At 70.9% G+C, this 22646-nt stretch carries 18 protein-coding genes and 3 pseudogenes; 9 read left to right on the forward strand and 12 right to left on the reverse strand.

The features are described 5' to 3' along the window. Positions 1-38 precede the first annotated feature (38 nt). From VFA06_RS23315 to VFA06_RS23330, 4 genes are all read right to left on the reverse strand, one after another. Positions 39-815, reverse strand: coding sequence for an ABC transporter permease (locus VFA06_RS23315; RefSeq protein WP_324842829.1), 777 nt, complete (start codon positions 813-815; stop codon positions 39-41). Then, positions 812-1891 (reverse strand): ATP-binding cassette domain-containing protein, encoded by a 1080-nt coding sequence (locus VFA06_RS23320; protein ID WP_349260315.1) that lies wholly within the window; start codon positions 1889-1891, stop codon positions 812-814. The genes VFA06_RS23315 and VFA06_RS23320 overlap by 4 nt, the downstream gene beginning before the upstream one ends. A gap of 116 nt (positions 1892-2007) precedes the next feature. Beyond that, positions 2008-2781: an MHYT domain-containing protein gene (locus VFA06_RS23325; protein ID WP_324842831.1), complete on the reverse strand. Its 774-nt coding sequence runs from the start codon at positions 2779-2781 to the stop codon at positions 2008-2010. A 196-nt stretch (positions 2782-2977) separates the two neighbouring features. Next, on the reverse strand, positions 2978-3856 hold the full coding sequence (locus tag VFA06_RS23330) for an EamA family transporter (RefSeq protein WP_324842832.1): 879 nt from the start codon (positions 3854-3856) through the stop codon (positions 2978-2980). Between the two features lie 121 nt (positions 3857-3977). Here VFA06_RS23330 and VFA06_RS23335 point away from each other — a divergent pair, with 121 nt between their 5' ends. Continuing rightward, positions 3978-4406: a TIGR03667 family PPOX class F420-dependent oxidoreductase gene (locus VFA06_RS23335; protein ID WP_324842833.1), complete on the forward strand. Its 429-nt coding sequence runs from the start codon at positions 3978-3980 to the stop codon at positions 4404-4406. 47 nt (positions 4407-4453) lie between these two features. Continuing rightward, entirely contained in the window at positions 4454-4930 is a 477-nt protein-coding gene (locus VFA06_RS23340) for a hypothetical protein (protein ID WP_324842834.1), read from the forward strand. Between the two features lie 53 nt (positions 4931-4983). Here the strand turns inward: VFA06_RS23340 and VFA06_RS23345 are convergent, their stop codons facing one another. The 3 genes from VFA06_RS23345 to VFA06_RS23355 form a co-directional block, all read right to left on the reverse strand. Next, positions 4984-7461 carry an HAD-IC family P-type ATPase gene (locus tag VFA06_RS23345; protein WP_324842835.1) on the reverse strand — a complete coding sequence of 826 codons (2478 nt, stop codon included), beginning with the start codon at positions 7459-7461 and terminating at the stop codon, positions 4984-4986. 191 nt (positions 7462-7652) lie between these two features. Further along, complete coding sequence (locus VFA06_RS23350) at positions 7653-9569, reverse strand: glycoside hydrolase (protein WP_324842836.1); 1917 nt, start codon at positions 9567-9569, stop codon at positions 7653-7655. Positions 9570-9751: 182 nt separating this feature from the next. Then, entirely contained in the window at positions 9752-10942 is a 1191-nt protein-coding gene (locus tag VFA06_RS23355) for an ROK family transcriptional regulator (protein WP_324842837.1), read from the reverse strand. A 258-nt stretch (positions 10943-11200) separates the two neighbouring features. Here VFA06_RS23355 and VFA06_RS23360 point away from each other — a divergent pair, with 258 nt between their 5' ends. The 3 genes from VFA06_RS23360 to VFA06_RS23370 all read left to right on the forward strand — a co-directional run bounded on the left by VFA06_RS23360 (position 11201) and on the right by VFA06_RS23370 (position 13725). Next, positions 11201-12265 (forward strand): NAD-dependent epimerase/dehydratase family protein, encoded by a 1065-nt coding sequence (locus tag VFA06_RS23360; RefSeq protein WP_324842838.1) that lies wholly within the window; start codon positions 11201-11203, stop codon positions 12263-12265. A gap of 9 nt (positions 12266-12274) precedes the next feature. After that, a complete protein-coding gene (locus VFA06_RS23365) occupies positions 12275-13174 on the forward strand; it encodes a hypothetical protein (protein ID WP_324842839.1) in 900 nt (299 codons plus the stop codon). A gap of 260 nt (positions 13175-13434) precedes the next feature. Then, positions 13435-13725, forward strand: coding sequence for a hypothetical protein (locus VFA06_RS23370; protein ID WP_324842840.1), 291 nt, complete (start codon positions 13435-13437; stop codon positions 13723-13725). A 5-nt stretch (positions 13726-13730) separates the two neighbouring features. Here the strand turns inward: VFA06_RS23370 and VFA06_RS23375 are convergent, their stop codons facing one another. The 3 genes from VFA06_RS23375 to VFA06_RS23385 form a co-directional block, all read right to left on the reverse strand. After that, positions 13731-14315, reverse strand: a complete 585-nt coding sequence (locus VFA06_RS23375; RefSeq protein WP_324842841.1) for a DUF1697 domain-containing protein — start codon at positions 14313-14315, stop codon at positions 13731-13733. 88 nt (positions 14316-14403) lie between these two features. Continuing rightward, positions 14404-15582 (reverse strand): HAMP domain-containing sensor histidine kinase, encoded by a 1179-nt coding sequence (locus VFA06_RS23380; RefSeq protein ID WP_324842842.1) that lies wholly within the window; start codon positions 15580-15582, stop codon positions 14404-14406. Next, a complete protein-coding gene (locus tag VFA06_RS23385; protein ID WP_324842843.1) occupies positions 15579-16454 on the reverse strand; it encodes a response regulator transcription factor in 876 nt (291 codons plus the stop codon). The genes VFA06_RS23380 and VFA06_RS23385 overlap by 4 nt, the downstream gene beginning before the upstream one ends. A gap of 756 nt (positions 16455-17210) precedes the next feature. Here VFA06_RS23385 and VFA06_RS26175 point away from each other — a divergent pair. The 4 genes and pseudogenes from VFA06_RS26175 to VFA06_RS25990 all read left to right on the forward strand — a co-directional run. Next, positions 17211-17972, forward strand: a pseudogene (locus VFA06_RS26175) (glycosyltransferase 87 family protein); the annotation flags it as partial. A gap of 324 nt (positions 17973-18296) precedes the next feature. Next, positions 18297-18959 (forward strand): glycosyltransferase family 2 protein, encoded by a 663-nt coding sequence (locus VFA06_RS25980; RefSeq protein WP_349260316.1) that lies wholly within the window; start codon positions 18297-18299, stop codon positions 18957-18959. After that, a pseudogene (locus tag VFA06_RS25985) lies at positions 18956-19645 on the forward strand (TIGR04282 family arsenosugar biosynthesis glycosyltransferase); the annotation flags it as partial. The gene VFA06_RS25980 and the pseudogene VFA06_RS25985, both read left to right, overlap by 4 nt. A 306-nt stretch (positions 19646-19951) precedes the next feature. Continuing rightward, positions 19952-20404: pseudogene (locus VFA06_RS25990) on the forward strand (class I SAM-dependent methyltransferase); the annotation flags it as partial. Positions 20405-20421: 17 nt separating this feature from the next. Here the strand turns inward: VFA06_RS25990 and VFA06_RS23400 are convergent. Next, the gene (locus VFA06_RS23400; protein ID WP_324842846.1) at positions 20422-21666 is read right to left on the reverse strand and encodes an NAD(P)/FAD-dependent oxidoreductase; all 1245 of its coding nucleotides are present in this window, start codon (positions 21664-21666) and stop codon (positions 20422-20424) included. 116 nt (positions 21667-21782) lie between these two features. Further along, positions 21783-22643, reverse strand: coding sequence for a DUF4097 family beta strand repeat-containing protein (locus VFA06_RS23405; protein ID WP_324842847.1), 861 nt, complete (start codon positions 22641-22643; stop codon positions 21783-21785). Positions 22644-22646 lie beyond the last annotated feature (3 nt).

The following is a 22646-nucleotide window of genomic DNA, read 5'->3' on the forward strand; positions in this document are numbered from 1 at the left end:
TCGGCCAGCGCCGTCGGTCAGCGCAGTCGGCGCCGGTATCAGGCGCTTTCGATTTGGAAGCGGCGCACGCCGAGCATGATGCAGACGATCGCGAGGACGAGGCTGATCAGGCTGCCCCAGAGCACCGTCAGGTCCGCGTAGTTGCCGACGAAGACCTCGCGCATCGCGTCGACGACGTAACGAAACGGGTTGATCCGGGACAGGTAGTACAGCCAGCTCGGCGCGGACTGACGGGTGATCGGCAGCAGGATGCCGGACAGCAGCAGCACCGGAACGGCGACCGAGTTGAGCAGCGGGGCGAGCGAGTCCTCGCTCTTGAGCGCGAGGCCGACCGCGTAGGACAGCGAGGACATGCTGATCGCGAGCACCGCGATGAACGCGAGGGCGAACAGCACCCCGCCGATCGGCGCGCGCAGGCCCATGAGCAGGCCGGTGAGCACCAGGATCGCCGACTGGACCAGCAGCGCGATCATGTCCCGCAGCACCCGGCCGAACAGCAGCGCGAATCGGCTGACCGGGGTGACCCGCATCCGCTCGATCACCCCGGCGCGCCATTCGGCGATGATCGCGAAGCCGACGAAGAGGCTGCCGAACAGGCCGAGCTGTACCAGCAGGCCCGGCACGAAGATCCGCCAGGCCTGGTCCGAGGATGCGCCGGGAGCGCTGACGAAATGCTTCACCAGCGGCCCGAACAGGGCCAGGTACAGGATCGGCTGGATAACCCCGATGATCAGCCACGCGGGGTTACGCAGCGAGAGTCGCAGTTGCCGGCGGAAGATCAGGCGGGTGTCTCGCAGGGTGCTGGCAAGGCTCATCGGGGGCTCCCGGTCGCGTCGCTCGGAGCGGAGGCGTCATCGTGGGCGGCGGAGTCGGCCGGATTACCGGCGTCGTCCGGGCTGCCGCCCGCGTCGCCGGGTTGCGGCGGCGCACCGGAGCCGGGGCTGTCATCGCGCAGCGAGCGGCCGGTGAGCGTGAGGAACACGTCGTCGAGGGTCGGGCGGGCCAGCTGGATCGACGCGATCGGTACCACAGCCGAGTCGAGCGCGCGCATGATGCCCATCAGCTGCTGGCCGCCGGCGTCGACGACCACGCGCAGCGTCTTGCCGCTCAGCGTGGCGTCCCGCACGCCCTCGACGTCCCCCAACGCCGACTGCGCCTTCTCTCCGTCGCCCTCACCAGCCAGCTCGATGGTCACCAAGTCGCCGGAGATGCGGTGCTTGAGCTCCTCGGGGGTGCCCTCCGCGACGATCCGGCCGAAGTCGATGATCAGGATCCGGTCGCAGAGCGCGTCGGCCTCGTCGAGGTAGTGCGTGGTGAGGAACACCGTGGTGTTCAGCTCGTCGCGCAGCTTGCGCACGTGTGTCCACAGATGGGCGCGGCTCTGCGGGTCGAGGCCGGTGGTCGGTTCGTCGAGGAACACCAGCCGGGGGGCGTGCACCAGGCCGAGCGCGATGTCCAGCCGCCGCTTCTGCCCGCCGGACAGGGTTTTGACGTAGCGGTCTTCGAGCCCGGTCAGGTCCAGCTGCTCCACGAGCGCGGCGCAGCGCTGCCGGGCCTCGGCCGCGCCCAGCCGGTAGAGCTCGGCCTGAGTGATCAGCTCCTCGGCGACGGTGCACGCGCCGTCGGTGCCGCCGGTCTGCGCCACGTAGCCGATCCGCTTGCGCACCTCGGTCGGCTCGCGCAGCAGATCCGCCCCGGCCACCACGGCGGTGCCGCCGCTGGGTTCCAGCAGGGTGGTCAGCATCCGCAGGGTGGTGGTCTTGCCGGCGCCGTTCGGGCCGAGGAAGCCGACGATCTCGCCGGCGCGCACGGTCAGATCGAGCCCGCGCACCGCCTCCACCGTGCCGCGCTTGGTCTTGAACGTCTTGGCCAGGCCGGTGACCTCGATCATCGCGGCGGCGGCGGGTGAGTCCGCCAACGGGGGCCTCCTGGTGCGGCGGGTGCTGGGGGCGAGCGCAGTACAAGCTACGGCACCACAAGCTACGGCACCGCGCCGACAAGCACCGGCTAGTTGTTGCGCTCGGCGAGTTTCTGCAGGTCGGCTCGGATCTCGGCCTGTTCGAGCAGGTCCTGCTCGGTGGCCGCGAGGCCGACCACGAACAGGATGACGACGGTGGTCAGGCTGATCCCGCCGATCAGCGGTTCGAGCAGGGAGCTGGCGGTCATGCCGGACGCGGTCTGCGCCGGGGCCGAGTCGACGAGCATCGCCGCGATGCCGGTGTAGTGCATCCCGGTCACGGCGACGCCCATGATCATGGCCGCGCCGATGGTGGCGAAGACGCCGCGGATATTCATGGCCGCCCACAGCGCCGCGGCGGCCGCGACCACGGCGATCGCCACGGAGGCCAGGACGATGAGCGGCCGGTAATGCACGCTGGCCGGCATGCGCATCGCGGAGATGCCTAGATAATGCATGCTGGCCACTCCGATACCGGTGATGAATCCGCCGGTGGCGAGCGCCGGCAGGCTGGCGCCTCTGGCGACGACGATCGCGAGGCCGATTCCGACGACGACGATCGCGATGAGCATGCTGATGATCGTCGTGGTCAGGTCGTAAGTGATCTGAATCCCGGTGATGCCGTAACCGAGCATCGCGATGAAATGCATGACCCAGATTCCGGTGCCGCCGATCGACACCGCGGCCAGGATGAGCCAGCGCCAGCGGATCCAGCCGGTGGTGGCGCGGGCCCGGGACATGGCGGACAGGCCGAGCGCCGAGCCGACGCAGGACATAGTGTAGGCGAGCAGAGGCGTACTCGGTCCGTTGATGTGACCGTTCATTTGCATTGCGTGCACGGAAGCCGGAAATGCGGTCGCCAACATGCTGTCTCCCCCCTTTTTCAGGGATCGCAGCCTACCCGGTTTAGCGAGATCAATTCAAGAGACTGATGAAATCGTCGGAGAATGTTCAGTTTGACGAAAAGCGTTACACAGCAAGGGAAACCCGTGTTCGATAAGCCGAATGCGCCGCGTTGGTTCACGCGTGCGCGATGAGCAGGATGCCGGTCACGACGCCGAGGGAGGCGAGCAGCCGAGTACCGCCGAAGCGCTCCCGGAACAGGACGGTCCCGATCACGCAGCCGATCAGGATCGAGGTCTCGCGCAGGGTCGCTACGCCGGCAAGGGTGCCGCGCGTCTGTGCCCACAACACCAGGCTGTACGCGGTCATCGCGACCACTCCGCCGAGCAGGCCGCGGCGCACGTCGGCGTGGAAGATCCGGGGAAAGCGGCCACGCCGCAGCGCCGCCGCGATCAGCACGACGCCGATGCCCTGGCCGAGGAAAGTCCACCCCACGTATCCGAGCACTGACCCGGAGCGTCGCACGCCGAGCCCGTCGACGATGGTGTACGCCGCGATCGTGCAGCCGGTGGCGACCGCGGCGCAGACGGCGGCCAGGTCCTCGCGCCGCGGCAGCCCTTCGGCGAAAGACAGCACGAGCAGTCCTGCGCACACCACGGCGACGCCGAACAATTGAGCCCAGGAGGCGCGCTGGCCGAGCACGAGCGTGGCGAACAACGCTACGAGCAGCGGCGAGGTGCCGCGGGCGAGCGGATACGTCCTGCTGAAGTCGCCGTAGCGATATGCGAGCACCAAGCCGTACGAGTACGCCGTCTCCAGCACTATCGAAGCCGCGATGAAGGGCCACGCGGCGCGGGCCGGCGCGGAAGCGAGCAGCAGCAAAGGCAGCGCGCAGCCGATGGAGGCGAGGCCCATCAAGGTGATCGTCGCCACGCGGTCCCGAGCCGAGTGCGTGAGAGCGTTCCAGGATGCGTGTAAGAGGGCTGACCCGAGGACCACGGCGAGCACGACAGCGCCGCCGGTGGCGGAGGGGGCGGCTGCCATCGCGAGCGTCATAAGCGCACCATAGCCCAGGCTATTACCGCGCAAGAGGGGTTTGCGCTCGGCGGGTGATCCGATGACGGACGCGAACGATGAAGCGGCGCCTCGCGGGAGCGGACGACGTAGGCTGCCCTGCATGGCGACCGAAGTGCTCCCCGACTCCTCCACCCCCTTCGGCAAGCGCGTGCGTGAACGGCTCGCCGAGGAGATCGTGCTGTGGCTGACCACGGTCGGCGCGGATGGCACTCCGCAGCCCAACCCGGTGTGGTTCCTGTGGGAGGGCGAGGACACGATCCTGATCTACAACCGCGCGGACGCGAACCGCCTCACCCATCTCAGAACCCGTCCTCGGGTGTCGCTCAACTTCGACGGCAACGGCCGCGGCGGCGAGATCGTCGTGTTCACCGGCGACGCCGAGGTGCTTGAGGACTTTCCGCTCGCGCACGAGCACCAGCCCTACATGGAGAAGTACGCCGCGGACATACGGCGGGTGTCCGGTGACGCGGAGGCCTTCGCGCGTAGGTACCCGGTCGCGATGCGCATTCGGATCACCCGAGTGCGGTGAGCGGCGTGGAAGGTGACGACCGGCCGCGGCAGCCGTATCGCGAGCAAGTGAGGACGCTCGCCGACCTCGCGGCGCAGGCCGCCTCGCTGCAACCTGGCGCGGACGCCGCGATCGCACAATGCGGCGGGGCGTGGCCGGTGCCCGACGCCGCCGCCCTCGAGCTCGGCCGGCTCTCGCGTTGCTACTCGCTGCTCTACGAGCAGCTGCTCCGCTTGGAGATCGACCGGGAGCTGACCGAGCGGCGCAATGAGCTGCGCAGCCTGCTCGCCTATCACCTGCACATGCTGCGCGATGCCGGCGACCTGGCTTTTTCCGGGCGGCACGACGAGCGCACGGAACCGTTCCGCAGGGAGCTCGCGGAGGGGCTCGGTTCGTACGCGACGCGGCTGCTGCACCTTGCGGCCGAGCTGCGCAAGAGCGCCTCGCTCGCCGCGGATCAGCCGGCTGATTTCGCCGGGTCTTCGCGCGGCGAGTTCGAGCTCGATGATGTGTATTTGCAAGGTGACGGGCCGCAGGACGAATAGCCGGAGGCGGGGCCGGGGCAGACGGCTCGTCGCTAGTGTCCTGAGTCAGGACACTAGTCGCCGCTGCCTGGCGCTGGCATGCGCGCGATCCGCCGCGCGTCGAGGCGCCAGACCACTTCCAGCGCCACCGCCGCGCACCCGGCCACGGCGAGCGCCGTGAGGGTCTGCTGCCAGCCGCCGAAGTGCAGGTCGAAGACGCGCCGGCCGACGGGCAGCAGCGCGACCAGCACGAACCCGCCGGCCATCACGCCGATCAGCGCCGTCTTCCACCACGCCAGCGGCCGCGCCACCAGGGCCAGCACCCAGATGCCCACCACGAACAGGGTGACCATCGCGCTGGTCTGCTCCACGGCCAGCCGCGCGCCCGGCTCGAGCCGCGCCAGGTAGTAGGAGATGAACGAGGCCGCGCCGGCGATCAATCCGGCCGGGATCGCGAAGCGCAGCACCCTGGCCACGAACCCGGATCGGGCCCGGCTCAGATTGGGCGCGAGGGCGAGGAAGAAGGCCGGCGTCCCGATCGTCAGTGTGCTGATGAGGGTGGTGTGCCGCGGCAGGAACGGGTACGGCAGCCGCGCCACGCCGACCAGCACCACCATCAGGAAGGACTCGAAGGACTTCACCAGGAACAGGTTCGAGACCCGCTCGATGTTGCCGACCACGCGCCTGCCCTCGGCGACCACCGAGGGCAGCGTCGCGAAGCGCTCGTCGAGCAGCACGATCTGCGCCACCGCGCGCGCCGCTCCCGAACCGGAGCCCATGGCGACCCCGATGTCAGCGCTCTTGAGCGCCAGCACGTCGTTGACGCCGTCACCGGTCATCGCGACCGTGTGGCCGCGGGACTGCAGCGCGGCCACCATCCGCTGCTTCTGCCGCGGGGTGACCCGGCCGAAGACCGAGTTGGCCTCGACCGCCGCGGCCAGCGCTTCGGGGTCGTCCGGCAGGTCGCGCGCGTCGACCGGGTGCTCAGCGCCCGGCAGGCCGAGCGCGCCGGCCACCGCGCCGACCGAGACCGCGTTGTCACCGGAGATGACCTTGAGCGCGACCGACTGGCGGGCGAAGTACTCGAGCGTCGGCGCGGCGTCATCGCGGATCCGCTGCGCCAGCGTCACCAGCGCGACCGGCCTGACCTCGGCGCGGTCCAGGTCGGCGGACCCGTCGGCGGGCAGCGGGCCGGGGTACGCGGCGAGCATCAGGACACGCAGTCCGCTCGCGCCGAGCCGTTCGGCCTCCGCCGCGGCCCCGGTGCCGGGGCCGAGCACGTCCGGCGCGCCGAAGAGCCACGTGCCGCGGCCGTCCGCGAAGGCCACGCCGCTCCACTTGCGGGCCGAGGAGAAGGCCGCGACCGCCTGCGGCCGCCATCCACCGGGATCGGGGCAGGCCTCGATGACCGCGGCCATCGTGGCGTTCGGCCGTTCCTCGGCGGCTCCGAGCGCACCGAGGACACGGCGCACGTCCGGCTCGCTCGCGCCGGAGTCCAGTACCTTGACCTCGGCGAGCCGCATGCCGCCCTCGGTGAGCGTCCCGGTCTTGTCCAGGCACACCACGTCTACCCGCGCCAGCCCTTCGATCGCGGGCAATTCCTGCACGAGGCACTGCCGCCGCCCGAGCCGCACGACGCCGACCGCGAAAGCGACCGAGGTCAGCAGCACCAGCCCTTCCGGCACCATCGGCACGATCCCGGCGACCGTCCGGCTGATCCCGTCGCGGCTGAACCCTCCGGCCACGCCGGCTTGGACGACCACTTGCAGCGCGGCGGCCGGGATGAGCAGGTAGGTGAGGTAGCGCAGGATCCGGTTGATGCCGTCACGCAGCTGGGAGCGCACGAGCGTGAACTGCTGCGCCTCGGCCGCCAGCTTCGCCGCGTGTGCGTCCGGGCCGACCCTGGTGGCGAGCATCGTGCCGGAGCCGGCGACGACGAACGAGCCAGAAAGTAGTTGATTGGCGCCGTGTAGTTGATTGGCGCCGTGCAGTTGATTGGCGCTGTGCAGTTGGCTGGTATCGCGCTCTGCGTCGCCGGGGCGCTTGGTCACCGGATCGGCCTCGCCGGTCAGCAGCGACTCGTCGACCTCGAGCGCCTCGGCCTCCAGGACGATCCCGTCCACCGGGATCTTGTCCCCGGCCGCGAGCAGCACGAGATCGTCCTGCACCAACTCGGATGCGGCCACCTGGATCTCGGCGCCGTCCCTGCGCACGCGCGGCCGGGCCTCGCCGACGATGGCCAGCGAGTCCAGGGTGCGTTTGGCCCGCCACTCCTGCACGATGCCGATCGCCGCGTTGAACACGATCACGAAGCCGAACAGCGCGTCCTGGATCGGCGCGACCACGAGCATGATCGCGAACAGGGCGCCGATCAGCCCGTTGAACCAGGTCAGCACGTTCGCGCGGAGGATCGCGGCGAGCGAGCGGCTGGAGCGGACCGGGACCTCGTTGCCGCGGCCGTCCGCGATCCGCTCGGCGACCTGCGCCGCGGTCAGGCCGCCGGGCTCGGTCAGCAGCGCGGGGTTCTCGGGAAGCAGCGGCTCGATGCTCATGAGCGGGGGACTCGGAGTGAGCTCGTCGCGGTCGCCATATCCAGACCCTAACCGGGCGCGGCGACGCAGGGCGGGTCGAGCTCAACCGCAGGTAACCGGCACCGCGACTTATCGCTCATTCGGAGCAGCCAGCCGAGCGCCGGGCCCGGGGCCGCCCGCGGCTGAGCGGACGGCCCCGGGGTGTCAGCGGATCAGCCCTGCGACCAGAGCTGGTTGCCTCCGCCGTTGCAGGTCCACAGGTCGACCAGCGAACCCGAGGCGGTCTTCTGGCCGATGACGTCGAGGCAGAGCCCGGATTCGCTGTTGGTCAGCGACCCATCGGGATGCAGCTCCCAGCGTTGGTTGCTGCCGCCGTTGCAGGTGTAGATGTCGACGATCGTGCCGGCGGACTTGCCCTGCTGGTAGGCGTCGAGGCACTTGTTGCCGTAGACGGTGACCGTGCCGTCGGGCTGCAGCGTGAACTCCTGGTTCGACGCGGCGGAGCAGGTCTCGATGTCGACCTGGGTGCCGTTCGTGGTCGAGCTGCCCGGCACCGCGAGGCAGCGGCCGGATTGGGCGCCCACGAGCTCCGATGCGCTCACGCCGCCGCTGCCGGGCTGACCGGAGCTGCCGAGGACGAAGGTACTCACGCTCTGGGCCGGCAGCGAGGTGCTGATCGTCGAGCCGGAGATCGAGGGCGCACCGATGCTCGCCACGTTCTCGCTCGCGCTGGTGCGGTAAGCACCCTGCGACGTGATCGTGCCGCTGTTCAGGTTCAGGCTGAACGAGGTGGCCGCGGAGTTGGTGTTGGTGGCCACGACCGTCCAGGCGTTGTTCGCCCAGAAGGCCAGGGCCTGCACGCCGGAGGGGGCGCCGCTCAGGCCGTATCTGACCGCCCCCGGCCGGACGAATCTGCTGTACTGCGCGAGGACGTAGAAGCGCTTCGAGATGTAAAAGTTCTGATCGTTGTCGGCGGCGTAGTTCGGGTTGTAGTAGATGAGCCCGTCGTTGTAGCCGCTGGAGTTGACGCTGGTCGCGCAGGTGGAGCTGGTCGTCGGGTCGCAGCCCATGACCGGGGAGAGGGCGGTCCACCACTGGAACGCGCTGTCGTCGCCGTACGCGAAGTCGTTGTAGACGATCTTCGCGAGGGCGACGCCGCCGGAGATGGTGGGGTCGTACTGCGCGCCGTAGCCGCCGCCGGTGACCTGGCAGCAGATCTCGGTGGCCCACTTGGCCTTGCTGTTCACGTCGCCGAGCGCCGCGACCAGCTCCATCTGCGTCGCGCCCGGGAAGTCGTAGGTGTGGTGCGCGATCGCCGCGGTGTACGAGGGCGCGTTCGCGTCGGCGAGCCAGGTCGGCGCCTCGGAGAGCAGCTGCGTGGTCTTGCTCGACTCGTCCGCGATCACCTTCGTCGACAGGCCGGCCGACCGCAGCGCCGAGCCGACCGCGTCGATCGTTCCGGCGCGCTCGGAGGCGGGAACGGCCATTCCCTCCTGGCTGCAGCTCGAGAAGCTGTTGTCGGGTTCGTTCATCGGGCTGATCTCGTTCAGCGTCACGCCCTGCGCGGCGAAGTGCGAGGCCACGGTGGCGAGGTAGCTGCCGTAGGCGGCCTCGTCCGCGGCGACCAGGGTGCCGGCGCAGCTCTGGTTGTTGCTGGTGTACTGCTCGGGGGCGCTGTTGACGAAGCCGATCAGGTCGGGCACGCCGTCGGCCGCGGCCGCCTTGAGGAAGTACTGGCCGGTCGGGTCCTTCGTCCAGTCGTAGGACCCTGACGAGGTCAGGAAGGTGGGCGCGGCCCGCGGACCGCTGGCGACGCCCACTCCGCCGCCGCCGATGTTGTACCGGTACTGGCTCAGGTCCAGCCCGGCCGTGGTGAACAGCAGCGAGGCCGCCTTCGCCTGGTTGGCCGCGGAGAAGTTGGCCAGGTCATTGACCCACCAGGCGCCGGAGGCGCCGAAGCCCGCGACGGTCTGCGCGGGCGCGGTGATCTGGGCGACGGAGGATGCGGCCGGCGCGAGGCCGGCAGCGGTCTGATTCGGTGCCTCGGGATGGGTCCCGGCGACGAGCGCGAGGGCGGCCAGTCCGGCGAGAACGGTGCGTAAGAGCGACCGCTCCAAGGATCGGGACACTGCTGCTCTCCTCTCTGAGAGCGATGCGTCAGGGCGCGCGGACCGGAAAGCTAACCGGTCGCCACCCCTTCGTCAACCCCATAGAGAAAGTCGCGAGCAGCACATGGCACGCCGACATCGACGAACACGGACATTCCCACAGCCGGCGGCGCCGCGACGGGCTGCGCGCCGGGCCCGGCGTGCTACGACCGGCTTGGTGCGAGCGCTCCCTCGAGCGCGAAAGTCGCGGCGCCCAGACTCACCGGGTTGGTCGCGATCGGGCACAGCATGATGCGGGTGTGCTCGAGCGGCCGCGGCAGCGCGTGCTCCGCCACCGCCTCGCGCATGCCGGTGACCAGCGCGTCGCCGAGGCGCGCCGCCACCCAGCTACTGAGCACGATCACCTGTGGGTTGAGCAGGTTCACCAGGTTGCCCACCGCCACGCCGAGGTACCGCGCCGTGCGCTTGACCGTCTCGACCGCAGCCGCCTCGCCCTTGGCCAGCGCCTCGGCCAGCGCGTCGATCGCAGCGGTCTGATCCGCGCGCAGCAGGGCGCTGTCCGGGTCGACCTCTCGCAGTGTGTTGATGATGCCCAGCGACCCGACGTACGCTTCAACGCAGCCCATCGCGCCGCAGTGGCAGGCCCGGCCGTCCAGGACCAGCGTGGTGTGCCCCCACTCCCCCGCGGTGTTGGACGCGCCGCGGTAGAGCGAACCGCCCACCGCGATCCCGGCGCCGACGCCGGTGCCGAGGTTGACCACCACGACGTCGTCGCAGCCGCGTGCCGCGCCGAACCAGAGCTCGGCGACGGTGCAGGCCATCAGCGGATTGTCGAGGTAGATCGGGAACTCGAGCTGCTCGGCGAGCAGCTCGCGCAGCGGCACCTCGTGCCAGTTCCAGTTGGGCGCGAAGACGGAAAGGCCGCCCTCGCGCTCGACCTGTCCCGGCATGCTGACCCCGACGCCGAAGACCAGCCCGGCGTCCACCCCGGCGTCGGAGAGCACCGTGCGCACCCCGGAGGCGATGTGCCCGACCACCTGCTCCGGCCGGTTCTCGCTTGCGGACAGCGGCTCCTCGGCCCGGGCCAGCAGTCGAAGCGCCAGGTCGAACAGCTCGACGTGGATGTACGTCTCCGCGACGTCGACGCCGATCAGCGCGCCGCCGTCGGCCTTCATGGCGACAAGACCCCGCGGCCGCCCGCCGTCCGAGTCCTCGAAGCCGACCTCCACCAGCACGCCGCGCTCGAGCAGTTCTCCGACCAGGTTGGCGACCGTGGCCAGGCTGAGCCCGGTGGCCGCGGCGAGCTCCTGCCGAGAGACCGGCGACTGCGCGATCACGTAGCGCAGCAGCTCATTGCGATTGGCCCGGCGGATATCCCGAGACGTGCGCTTCACCAACTGACCGCCCCTTTGTGGACCATGGCCCGTGCAGTACGAACGCTGAGAGCTTAGCTCTCGTTACCATCCGGCACCGCCGGTACCAGCATATTTCGGCGGAGTTTCGACGGCGGCCGCCGAGTGCGGACGCCTTGCGGATCCGGCGCCGCGCCCACGCGGTGTGAACGCGCGCCACCTGCGCCACTCCTTACGAAGCCGTGACGCCCGCGCGCCGCCCTTTCCCCCTGCCCTGCTCCGCCGCCTAGCGTGGCTGCCATGAGGGTACTCGTCACCGGAGCCGCCGGATTCATCGGATCGCACATCGTCGAGTCGCTGCTGGACTCGGGGCACGAGGCGGTGGCGTTCGACGCGCTGCTGCCGGCCGTGCATCCGGAACCCGAGCGGTCGCGGGAGCGGATCCCGGCCGGGGTCGAGTTCATCCGGGCCGACGTGCGCGACGCGGACGCCCTCGAGCGCGCCCTGCGCGGAGTCGACGCGGTGTGCCACCAGGCGGCGATGGTCGGCCTCGGGCTCAACCTGGACGACGCGCCGGATTACGCGGGGTGCAACGACCTCGGCACGGCGGTGCTGCTCGCCGCGATGGCGCGCACCGGTGTATCAAGGCTCTCGCTCGCATCGTCGATGGTCGTGTACGGCGAGGGCCGTTACGACTGCGCCGAGCACGGCCGGGTGGAACCGGGACCGCGCGTCACCGCGGACCTGGCGGAAGGCCGCTTCGAACCGCCATGCCCGCACTGCGGCGAGGCGCTGGCCCCCGGCATGGTCGACGAGGACGCGAGGCTCGACCCCCGCAATGTCTACGCCGCGACCAAGGCGGCACAGGAATACCTGGCGACCTCGTGGGCACGCGCCGCCGAAGGGACGGTCGCGATGCTGCGGTACCACAACGTCTACGGGCCGCGGATGCCGCGCGACACGCCGTACGCCGGCGTCGCAGCGATCTTCCGCTCCGAGCTGCAGGCCGGACGGCCGCCGCGGGTCTTCGAGGACGGCGGGCAGCGGCGCGACTTCGTGCACGTGCGAGACATCGCGACGGCTAACGTCGCGGCCCTGGAATGGACCGGAAAGGCGGATCCGGGCGCCGGTCGGGCGTTCAACGTCGGCAGCGGCACGCCGCGTACGGTCGGCGAGCTCGCCGCGGGTCTGGCGGAGGCGATGGGCGGGCCCGCGCCGGTGGTCACCGGCCAGTACCGGCTCGGCGACGTGCGGCACGTGACCGCCTCGAATCTGCGGCTGCGCACCGAGCTCGGCTGGGCACCTGCCGTAAGTTTTGCCGATGGTCTCGCCCAGTTCGTTGTCCCGGCAGGCGCGCAATGCTGAGCTAGGGGTATGCGCCTACTTATTCACCCACGTACCCGTACCCACACCCGCACCCTCGCTGCCGCGGCCGCGGCCGGACTTCTAGCCGCCGTCCTGCCCGCCTCGGCCGCCCACGCCGCGACCGGCATTACCGGTTGGACTCAGGTCACCCACTACCTGGAGAACAGCCTGACCGCAGGTCAGGGCGTGGCCACCGTCGACCCGGCCGGCGCCGCCTCATACCAGCTTTACCGCGGCGACGCCTCGATCCCGCTCGGCGTGCGGATCGAGGGCTGGAACCACGTCGGCGACCCGGACTCGGCCGCCGGTTACATCTTCGACGCCTACCAGAGCGGCTCCTCGTCTCCGACCTCGAAGATGTTCCGCGTCACGACGCCCTCAGGATCAGCCTACGAATACACGCACACCCTGCTGCCCGGTGAGGAGTACAACAACTCGTTCGTCGCGGTCTCCCCGGACACGCAGTGGATGATCGCGGGCGAGTGGGACACCATGTCGCATCTGCAGATCTACCCGACGCCGATCCTCAACCCGCAGACCGCGCCGAACGGCGGCAGCCTCGCGCTGTCCGGGTACGTCCAGCTCGACCACCAGGTCGCCGACGTGCAGGGCTGCGACTTCGTCACCGCCACCAAGTTGATCTGCTCCTCGGACGACAGCAGCCAGTCGCTCTTCCCGGACCCGAAGCCGCTGCTGGAGGTGGACCTGGCGCATGCGCCGACCGGGGGCGACGTCACCGGCCACGTCACCGACCTGGGGCCGATTCCGCAAACCAACAGCATCTGCTCGGGCAGCTTCGAGGCCGAGGGCCTGGACTACGACCCGACGACCGGCATCCTGCGGGTCGAGGTCGTGCAGCCGGGCGTCTGCGTGGTGGCCACGACGGTCTACGAGTACAAGGCGAGCTAGCGCTCAACGCGCCGCCCGCACGGTTCCCGCCCGCGCGCTCAGCTGACCATCGGTTCACTTAGACCCATTCAGGTGAGCGCGCGAGCACAAGGCTCGACCGTTCCTTGCGCGCGCCGGGCTTGCGGAGCAGTCTCCGTGACAAGGACCTGCCGACGGCGCACTCGGCTGCCGCCCGCTTCGTGCCGCGCCCCGCGGCGCCGCCGACTTGTCACGGCAGTCGGCGACGTCCGCCGGGCGTGGCCGAGGAGGGAGATGGTCCGATGCGCACGATGCTGACGGTGGAGCTGGACACCGAGGTCGCCAACAAGCAGATCAGCGACGGCAGCATGGGCAAGGCGGTGGAAGAGGTCCTGGGCACGCTCAAGCCGGAGGCCGCGTACTTCTACCCGCACAACGGGCACCGCGCGATGTTGCTGGTGGTCGACCTGCCCGACGAGTCGTCGATCGTATCGACGTGTGAGCCGTTCTGGCTCCAGCTCGGCGCCCACGTCGAGCTCGTCCCGTGCATGAGCGCGGACGACCTGCGCAGTGGGCTGAGCCACCTCGGCTGAGGAGGCTAACCGGCTGCGGAAGCCATTTCCGCCAACGCCTTGACGGTGTTCCAATTCCGGCCGGTCGCGATGATTCCCTTCAGGCGGCCGGCCGGTTTCGCCAGCGCGGCGGCCAGCTCGGAGCGGCCGAGCCCGTTCGGCGCGTAGAGGTACATGACCTGTTCGCCGAGCCGGAACTCCTCCGGGAGGAAGGCCGGCTGGTCGATGTCGGCATAGCGGTCCGCGGTGACGTCGGTCGAGTAGAAGACCGCGTGCAGCTGCTTGCCTTCCAGGGTTTCCGCCGGGAACGGGCACGCCTTGATCACGGCGTTGAGGTACGCCCCGGTGCGCACCAGGCAGGGCACCTCGAAGCCGAACCGCTCCGCGAGCGCCGCCGAGATCCGGGCGGCGATCGCGGCCGGGTCGGGCGCGTCCGCCGTGGCGTGCGGCACATCGAAGACGGCGTTGCCGCTGGCGAGGTAGGTGCGCACGTCCAGGTAGCCCAGCCCGGCGAGCAGCTCGCGCAGGTCGGCCATCGGAACCTTGCGCTTCCCGACGTTGACCGCCGCGAGCAGCGCCACGTACGTCGTGCTCTCGGCCGTGGTCGTCATGCCGCCAGTCTAGGGAGGCGGACCGACAGCGGATCGGCCCCGAGCGCCGATCCGCCTCGGCCCGGTCGCTCGGCCGCGCCGCGGCCGCTCAGCCGACCGGCACCGGCAGCCGGACCTCGAACCGGCAGCCGCCGACCACGTTACGCACGTCCACCTCGCCGGCGTGCGCTTCGACGATGCCGCGCACGATGGCCAGCCCGAGGCCGGCGCCCGCGAGAGGCTCGGGGGTGCGGGCCGCGGTGCCGCGCCAGGCCACCTCGAAGACCCGGTCCAGGTCCTCGTCGGGGATGCCGCCGCAGGCGTCCACGACCGCGAGTACCGCGTGCCCGTCCCGCTCGGTCGCTTCGACGCGGACCTCGCCGGCGCTCGGGGTGTGCCGGATCGCGTTGGCGACCAGGTTGGTCAGCGCCCGGGACAGCTCCCGCGGATCCACGCGCACGGCCAGCGGGGTGCGCACATCCGCCTCCAGCGCCACGCCGCAGGCCCTGGCGAGCGGATCGGCGCCGATCACCGCCTCGTCCACGAGATCGGTCAGCGGCACGCGCTCAAGCGTGAGGCGCAGCGCACCGGCGTGGATCCGGGACATCTCGAACAGGTCGTCCACCATCCCGGCCAGCCGGTCCACCGACATGCGGATCTGGGTGTGGTAGCGCAGCGGGTCGGTCGCGACGCCGTCCTCCAGCGCCTCCGCCATCGCCCGCAGGCCGGCCAGCGGCGTGCGCAGGTCGTGCGAGACCCAGGCGACCAGCTCGCGGCGTGAGCGTTCCAGGGCGCGCTCGCGCTCGCGGGAGTCGGCCAGCCGCGCCGCGGTGATGGCCAGCTCGCGGCTGAGGTCGTCGAGTTCCGCGGTGGCGAGGGAGACCGGACCTGCCCGTTCCGGCAGCGGGCCCGGGGCCGCGTGCCGGCCGGCGCGGGAGGACGGGAAGTCGAAGTCGCTGCCTTCGTCGCCGAGCGCGCGCATCGCGTTGCGCAGCGCGCGGCTGTCCGCGGTGACGCTGCGGGCCAGCGGTATCGCCATGGCGAGCGCGACGACTCCGGCCGCGATGCACACCACGAGCGCGACGCCGAAGTCGTGCTTGGAGAGGAACATCTTCTGCGCGGCGGCGAGCACTCCGGCGACCATCGCCAGCACGGTGAACATGGCCACCGCGAAGAGTTTCAGGCGCATCGAGCGGCCGCGCAGCATGCGCAGCACGAGCAGGCCCAGCACGCCGACGCCGATCGAACTGCCGCCACCGATCAAGACGATCAGGACGTTGTCGCTCACTGGTGCGCTCCGGAAGGCGGGCCGGGTCGGGCCGGGTCGGTGGACGGACGGGACTGGCTGGCCGGCGGGTGGTTGCCGGACACGTTCGGGGACACGTCAGCCTGACCACGTTGGCTGCGCTGCGCCGGTTCAGTGCGGCGGGCCGCAAGGGGCGGCTCCGGTAATTCCTGCGCCTCCGGCGGGTCGAGCCGATAGCCGACGCCCCAGACCGTGACCAGCAGCCGCGGCTCGGCCGGGTCCTGCTCGATCTTCTCGCGCAGCCGGCGCACGTGCACGGTCACCGTGGACTGGTCGCCGTAGTCCCAGCCCCAGACCAGCTGCATCAGCTCGGCGCGGGTGAAGGCCTGGCCGGGATGCGCGAGGAGGAAGGCGAGCAGGTCGAACTCCCGGCCGGTGAGCGAGAGCGGCTCGCCGCCCCTGGTCGCCTGGTGGCCGGTGACGTCGACCTCGAGATCGCCGACCCGCCGGATGTCGGCGGCCTGGTCGGGCGGGGCCGCGGCGTGCCTGGCCCGGCGCAGCACCGAGTTGGCGCGCAGGGACAGCTCGCGCGGGCTGAACGGCTTGGTGACGTAGTCGTCCGCGCCGAGTTCCAGGCCCAGGATCCGGTCATGCTCCTCGCCGCGCGCGGTCAGCATGATGACCGGCACCGGGCCGAGCCGGCGGATGCGCCGGTAGACCTCGAAGCCGTCGAATCCGGGCAGCATGAGGTCGAGCACGATCAGGTCGGGCCGCTTGAGGTGCGCGGAGGCCACCGCGCTCGGCCCGTCCGCGGCGAGCCTGACCCGGTGGCCGCAGCGACGCAGATACGCGGCGACGACCTCCGACACGGTGGGGTCGTCGTCGACGACGAGCACGTCAGCGCTGGCTTCCATTCCGACCACTCTAAGCCGCGGCGCAAGGCCCGGAACCCTCGCGGCATGCGGTTCTTTACTCCGTAAGAACTGGCGGACCTGGCGATTACGGAGCTCTTACGGCCACCGCCGAAGACGGGCCTTCCGGCGGCGCGGCTGACACGGTGGTGCGCTATGGGCTCCACAAGATCTACCGGGCGAGGTTCGGGCAGTTCTCCGCACACCGGCGCGGCGCAGGCCGCGCCGCCCGGAACGATACCGGCACCGAGGTCGGCGCCGGATCGCCGCGACCCGAACCAGGCCGACAACCGCGAGCCCGTATCAGATGCGGCATCAAAGCCTTACGTCCCCGGGGAACAGCCCGCCCGATCCCGGCTGCGCGCGTCGACGATGACGGTCCTGTGCGCCTTCGCGGTCGCGGGAATCGTCACCTGCCTCGCCGAACGCGTGCACCTCCCGCCGGCGCACGGCTCGGTCTGGCCGACGATCCTGCTGTTCGGCGGGGCGTGGCTGGCCTTCGCGGCCGCGGTCTTGCTGGTGCGCGAGGTTCCGGTACGCGCCGCCGTCGTGCTGATCCTGCTCGGCGGGCTCGCGGCGGGCATCGCCAACGCCACCGCGCCCGAACGCACCAGCGACGACCTCTACCGCTACGTCTGGGACGGCCGGGTGCAAGCCGCCGGGATCGACCCCTACGCCTACGTCCCCGCCGCACCGCAGCTCGACGGACTGCGCGACCCCTGGCTGTGGCCGGAGGAGAAGACGCGCTGGTGCGTCGGGATGGGGCAGCCCAACCTGGACGGCGGCAGGCTGATCGGCGGCTGTTCGCTGATCAACCGGCCCGCCGTGCACACGATCTACCCGCCGGTCTCCGAGGCGTACTTCCTCGCCGTGCACGCCGTCTCGCCGCCGGGCAGCCGCTACAAGCCGATCCAGCTGGCGGCGGTGCTGCTTGCCCTCGCCACGACGATCGCGCTGCTGCTCTCCCTGCGCAGGCTCGGCCGCAACCCGCGACTCGCGGCGTTGTGGGCGTGGTGCCCGCTGATCGCCTTCGAAACCGGGAACGGCGCGCACGTCGACGTGCTGGCCGCGCTGCTCACCGTCGGCGCGCTGGGCTATCTCGCGCTGGCGGCCCGGGCCGACCCGGGCGGCAGGCTCGCGCGCCGGCGCTACCTGATCGGCTCGTTGATCCTCGGCCTCGGCGTCGGCGCGAAGCTGACTCCGGCGATGGCGATGCCGGCCGTGCTGCGGCGCCGGCCGATCCTCATCGCCACGACGGTCGCGACGACCTTCGTGGCCGTGTACGTGCCGCACGTGATCGCGGTCGGCGCGAAGGTGATCGGTTTCATCCCCGGCTACCTGCGCGAGCAGGGTTACCAGGGCGGCGGCGGATTCATGCTGCTCAACGCCGTGCTGCCGGACGCGTGGTGCGGCGCGGCGGCGGTGCTGATCGTCGGCGCGACCAGCCTGGCCGTGCTGTTGCGCGGCGATCCGCGCCGGCCGTGGCGCGGGACGCTGGTGATCGCGGGCGTGACGATGTTCGTCACGACGCCGGTCTTCCAGTGGTATGCGATCCTGCTCGTCGCACTGGTCGCGCTCGATGGCCGAGGGGAATGGCTGGCGCTGGCGGTGCCGGTCTACATCTCCCAGATCACGCAGCCACTCGGCCTTGATCTGGTCAACTCCCTGCGATGCGGTTACGGCTTCGCGCTGGTCGTCGTGCTCACGGGGACGGCTTTGCGCATACGACGGCAGCGGCGCACACCTGACGCGTCCCGTGCGTTCGACACCTTCTCAGTCACCGCCGATCAATCTTCCGCCGCCGAACTCTCCCCCACCCCAGTCTTCGCTGCCCAGGAGCCCGCTGTGCCACTCGTCGATGTCGTCCTGCCGTGCCTGAATGAGGAGGGCGCGCTGCCCTACGTCCTGGGGCGTCTGCCCGAGGGATATCGAGCGATCGTGGTGGACAACGGGTCCACCGACGATTCCGCGCGGCTGGCCGCCGAGCTCGGCGCGCTGGTCGTGACGGAGCAGCGGCGCGGGTTCGGCGCAGCCTGCCACGCCGGCCTTTCCGCGGCGACCGCGCCGGTCGTCTGCTTCTGCGACTGCGATGGCTCGCTTGATCCCCGCCAGCTGCCGCGGGTCGCGGAACCGGTACTGAAGGGCGAATCAGACCTCGTGCTCGGTCGGCGCCGCCCGGTCGGCGCCGGGGCGTGGCCGCCGCACGCGCGCTTCGCGAACCAGGTGCTCGCCTTCCGGCTGCGGCGCGCCGGAGTGCAGTTGCGCGACCTCGGCCCGATGCGCGCGGCGCGCCGGGAAGCGCTGCTCGAACTCGGCGTCGCGGACCGCCGCTCCGGCTATCCGCTGGAGACCGTGCTCGCGGCCGCGCGCTCGGGATGGCGGATCGATGAGACAGAAGTCGAATACGCGCCGCGCACCGGCAAGTCGAAGGTCACCGGGACGCTCACCGGCACGCTCCAGGCGATCCGGGACATGAACCGGGTCTGGCGGGAGGCGACCAGTCGATGAGCACCCTGATCGTCATCGCCAAGGAACCGGTCCCCGGCCGCGTCAAGACCCGCCTCTCCCCGCCGTTCACGCCGAAGCAGGCCGCGTCGCTGGCTCGGGCCGCGCTGCTGGACACGCTGGACGCGGTCCGCCGGGCGCCGGCCGATCACCGGCTGCTCGTCCTGGACGGCGAAGCAGGGGACTGGCTTCCGGCCGCGCTGCGGGACGGCTTGGAGATCGTGCCTCAGGTGCCGGGCACGCTGGATCTGCGGCTGGCGGCGGCCTTCGCCGAAGCAGCCCGGATCGATCGCGGCCCCGCGTTGCTGGTGGGGATGGACACCCCGCAGGTGACGGCCGAGGTGCTGGCCAAGGGCCTGCTGGCGCTCGGCGCGGGCATGGCCGGCTCCGGGACGGCCGGTTCCTACGCCGACGCGGACGCGGTCTTCGGCCCGGCGGAGGACGGCGGTTTCTGGGCGCTGGGGCTGCGCGAGCCGGGTCACCCGCGCGTGAACGACCTGCTCGTCGGCGTGCCCATGTCGCGCGACGACACCGGTAAGCACCAGCATGACCGACTCGTCGCCGCCGACCTGCGCATCAGCGTCCTGCCGACGCTGCGGGACGTCGACCACGAGGCGGATGCGCGGGCCGCCGCGCAGCAAGCCCCTGATTCTCGATTCGCCGCGTTGCTCGGCGGCATCGTGCCGGGCCGGGACGAACCGGACGCCACGGTCGAGATCGCACCGCCGAGTGCTGACACTCACGACGACGCGCACACGGCGGCCGCGAGCTGGAGCGGGCCGGTCTCGTCAGGGTACGAACGCGCGTTGTGGCAGACGATCGACCGCGGCCCACGGCACGCGTCGCATTCCTCCCGGACCTCGCCGCAGGAGCACGAGCCGATCCTGCTGCGCTGCGAAAGCGGAGCGGTCTTCCATCTCGACGTGGCGAAGTACGCGGCGGCTCCGGACGAGACCGACAGTTCCCTGCTGGACCGATGTACCGGGCCGACTCTCGACATCGGCTGCGGACCGGGCCGGCTCGCCGCCGAGCTGGCCCGGCGCGGTATCCCGTCGCTGGGCGTGGATGTGACGCCGGTCGCGCTGCTCATCGCACGCGCCGCCGGGGCAACCGCGCTGCGGCGCTCAGTGTTCGACCGGCTGCCGGGCGAGGGCCGTTGGCCGTACGCGCTGCTGATCGACGGCAATATCGGGATCGGCGGCGATCCGCAGGCGCTGCTCGCCCGCATCAAGGCCCTGCTGCGCCCGCGCGGCGGCCGGCTGCTGGTCGAGACGGCGGCCGGCGAGCTGGATGAACGGCACGAGCTGCGTCTCGGCGAGCACGGTGCGCCGGTGCCGTGGGCCAGCGTCGGCGCGAGCGCGCTGCTCGCGCTGGCCCGGCCGCTCGGTTTCCGGCTCGAAGCGAGCTGGGAGTCGGCCGGGCGCAACTTCACGGCCCTGGCCACCTGACCGGGCCGACGACCCGATCAGCCGGAGACCAGCGACTCCAGCGGCGTGTCCGGGTCGGCCAGCCGCTCCGGGTCGACGCTGTGCCCTGACAGCCCTGACTCGATCAGGGCACGGATCTGGTCGCCGACGTCCCAGACGTTGACGTTCATCCCGGCCAGCACCCGGCCTGCGGAGAGCCAGAAGGCGATGAACTCGCCGCCGGCCGGGTCGCCGCGGGTGACCAGCCGGTCGTAGCCGCCGGGCTCGACGTAACCGAGGTATTCCATGCCGAGGTCGTACTGGTCGGTGAAGAAGTACGGCAGCCGGTCGTACTGGGCCTGCTCGCCCAGCATCGCCGCCGCGGCCACCTCGGGCTGGTTGAGCGCGTTGGCCCAGTGCTCGACCCGGATGCGCTTGTCGTATCTCGGGTGGTGCGCGCGGGCCACGTCGCCGACCGCGAAGATGTCCGGGTCCTCGGTACGCAGCGAGGCGTCGACGAGCACGCCGTCGTCCACGGCCAGGTCGGCGTCCTCGGCCAGCTGGGTGTTCGGCGCCACGCCGACCGCGACCAGGACGGCGTCCGTCGGCAGGACCGAGCCGTCGCGCAGCCGCACGCCGGTCGCGTAGCCGCCCTCGGTGGTGATCTCGTTCACCACCTCGCCGAAGCGGAACTCGACCCCGTTGCGGCGGTGCAGGTCGGCGAAGTGCCGGCCCATCTCCGGGCCGAGCACGCGCAGCAGCGGCAGTTCCGCCGTCTCCACGACGGTGACCTCGACTCCCGCACCCCGCGCCGCGGCCGCGGCCTCAAGCCCGATCCAGCCGGCGCCGACTACGACGAGCCGCTGGATCTGGCCGAACAGCGCCTTCAGCCGCTCCGAGTCGTCGATGGTGCGCAGGTAGAGGACGCGGTCCGCGTTTCCGCCGAGCACGGGAAGGTGACGCGGGCTGGCGCCGGTGGCGAGCAGCAGCTTGCTGTAGCCGAGCCGCGAGGCGTCGGCCAGCCGGACCTGATGCGCCGCGCGCTCGATCGAGGAGACGTGGCTGCCGAGCCGTAGCTCGACCTCGTGCTCGGCATACCAGGGCTCCGGGTGTACGAACGCCTTCTCGCGCTCGCTCTTGCCGATCAGATAGTCCTTCGACAGCGGCGGGCGCTCGTACGGCAGGTGCTCCTCTTCGCCGATCAGCACGATCCGGCCGTCGTAGCCCTTCGCGCGCAGCGCCTCGGCGGCCTTGGCGCCGCTCAGGCTCGCTCCGACGATGACGATTGGTTCGGACGCTGGCATCGGTTCTCCTCGTCGCCGCGACTTTCGCCTGCTCGATCAGGGCGTGGCGCGGCGGACGCGTGTGTGACGCCCGCGGCACCCACGGTGACCAGGTTAACCGCAAAGCGGTCACAGCATCAGTTATCGCCCGCGTAACTAAGTAAGGCGTCGCCGGACAGCGAACTGATCGTGATGGTGCGCGGCGACGAATCGTCCTCGATGTTCTGCTCGATGTTGCGGCTGCCGGAGGAGGTCTGGCCGGAGACGCGGTACGTTGCGCCGTGCGGGACGGTGACGATCACGTTGCCAGAGGCGACCGACGCGGAGACCGACATCGGTGCGCTCGTGAACGCGAGATCGATATCTCCGGAAAGCGTCTGAGCGCTGGTTTGCTGCGAAGCCAGCCCGGCGCCGTGGATCTCCCCGGAATCCGCCCGCGCCAGGAGCGTGCCGCTGTCGTCTTCAAGATCGATGTCGCCGGACCGCGCTCGGGCGTTCACGCTCCCGGTCATGCCTCTGACCTGCACTGAGCCCGAGTCGAGGGTGGACTGCACGGATACCGTCGCGGGCACCGTAAGCACCAGACTCGCGCCGCACGGATTGACCACGGTGAACGAAGGCGCCGCGCAGTCCTCGGTGATCAGCAGCGTGCCGCCCTGCCAGGTCTCGGTGATCTGCGGCTTGTTGATGGTCCAGGTCAGGGTCTGGCGCAGCGAGACCTCGTCGCCGCCGGCGGACGGCTGGACGGTCAGATCACCGCCGGTGACGTCGATCTCGACTGCCGTGATCGGGTGCCGTGTGGTCCATGTGGTCGTGGTGGTCTGCGCCGCGAGCCAGCCGACCTGTGGCAGGCCGACCGCCCCGATGGTGACGACGGCCGTCATCCCCGCGATGCCGTACCACAGCGCGCGCTGGCCTTTGCGAGCCGGACCGTCTACCCGCGTCGGACCGTCCGCGTGCGGCGGCCTGGCGTCTTCAAACTCAAAGGACTCATTCACCCC

Source organism: Actinocrinis sp. (genome assembly GCF_035653575.1).
Taxonomy (GTDB): Bacteria; Actinomycetota; Actinomycetes; order Streptomycetales; family Catenulisporaceae; genus Actinocrinis.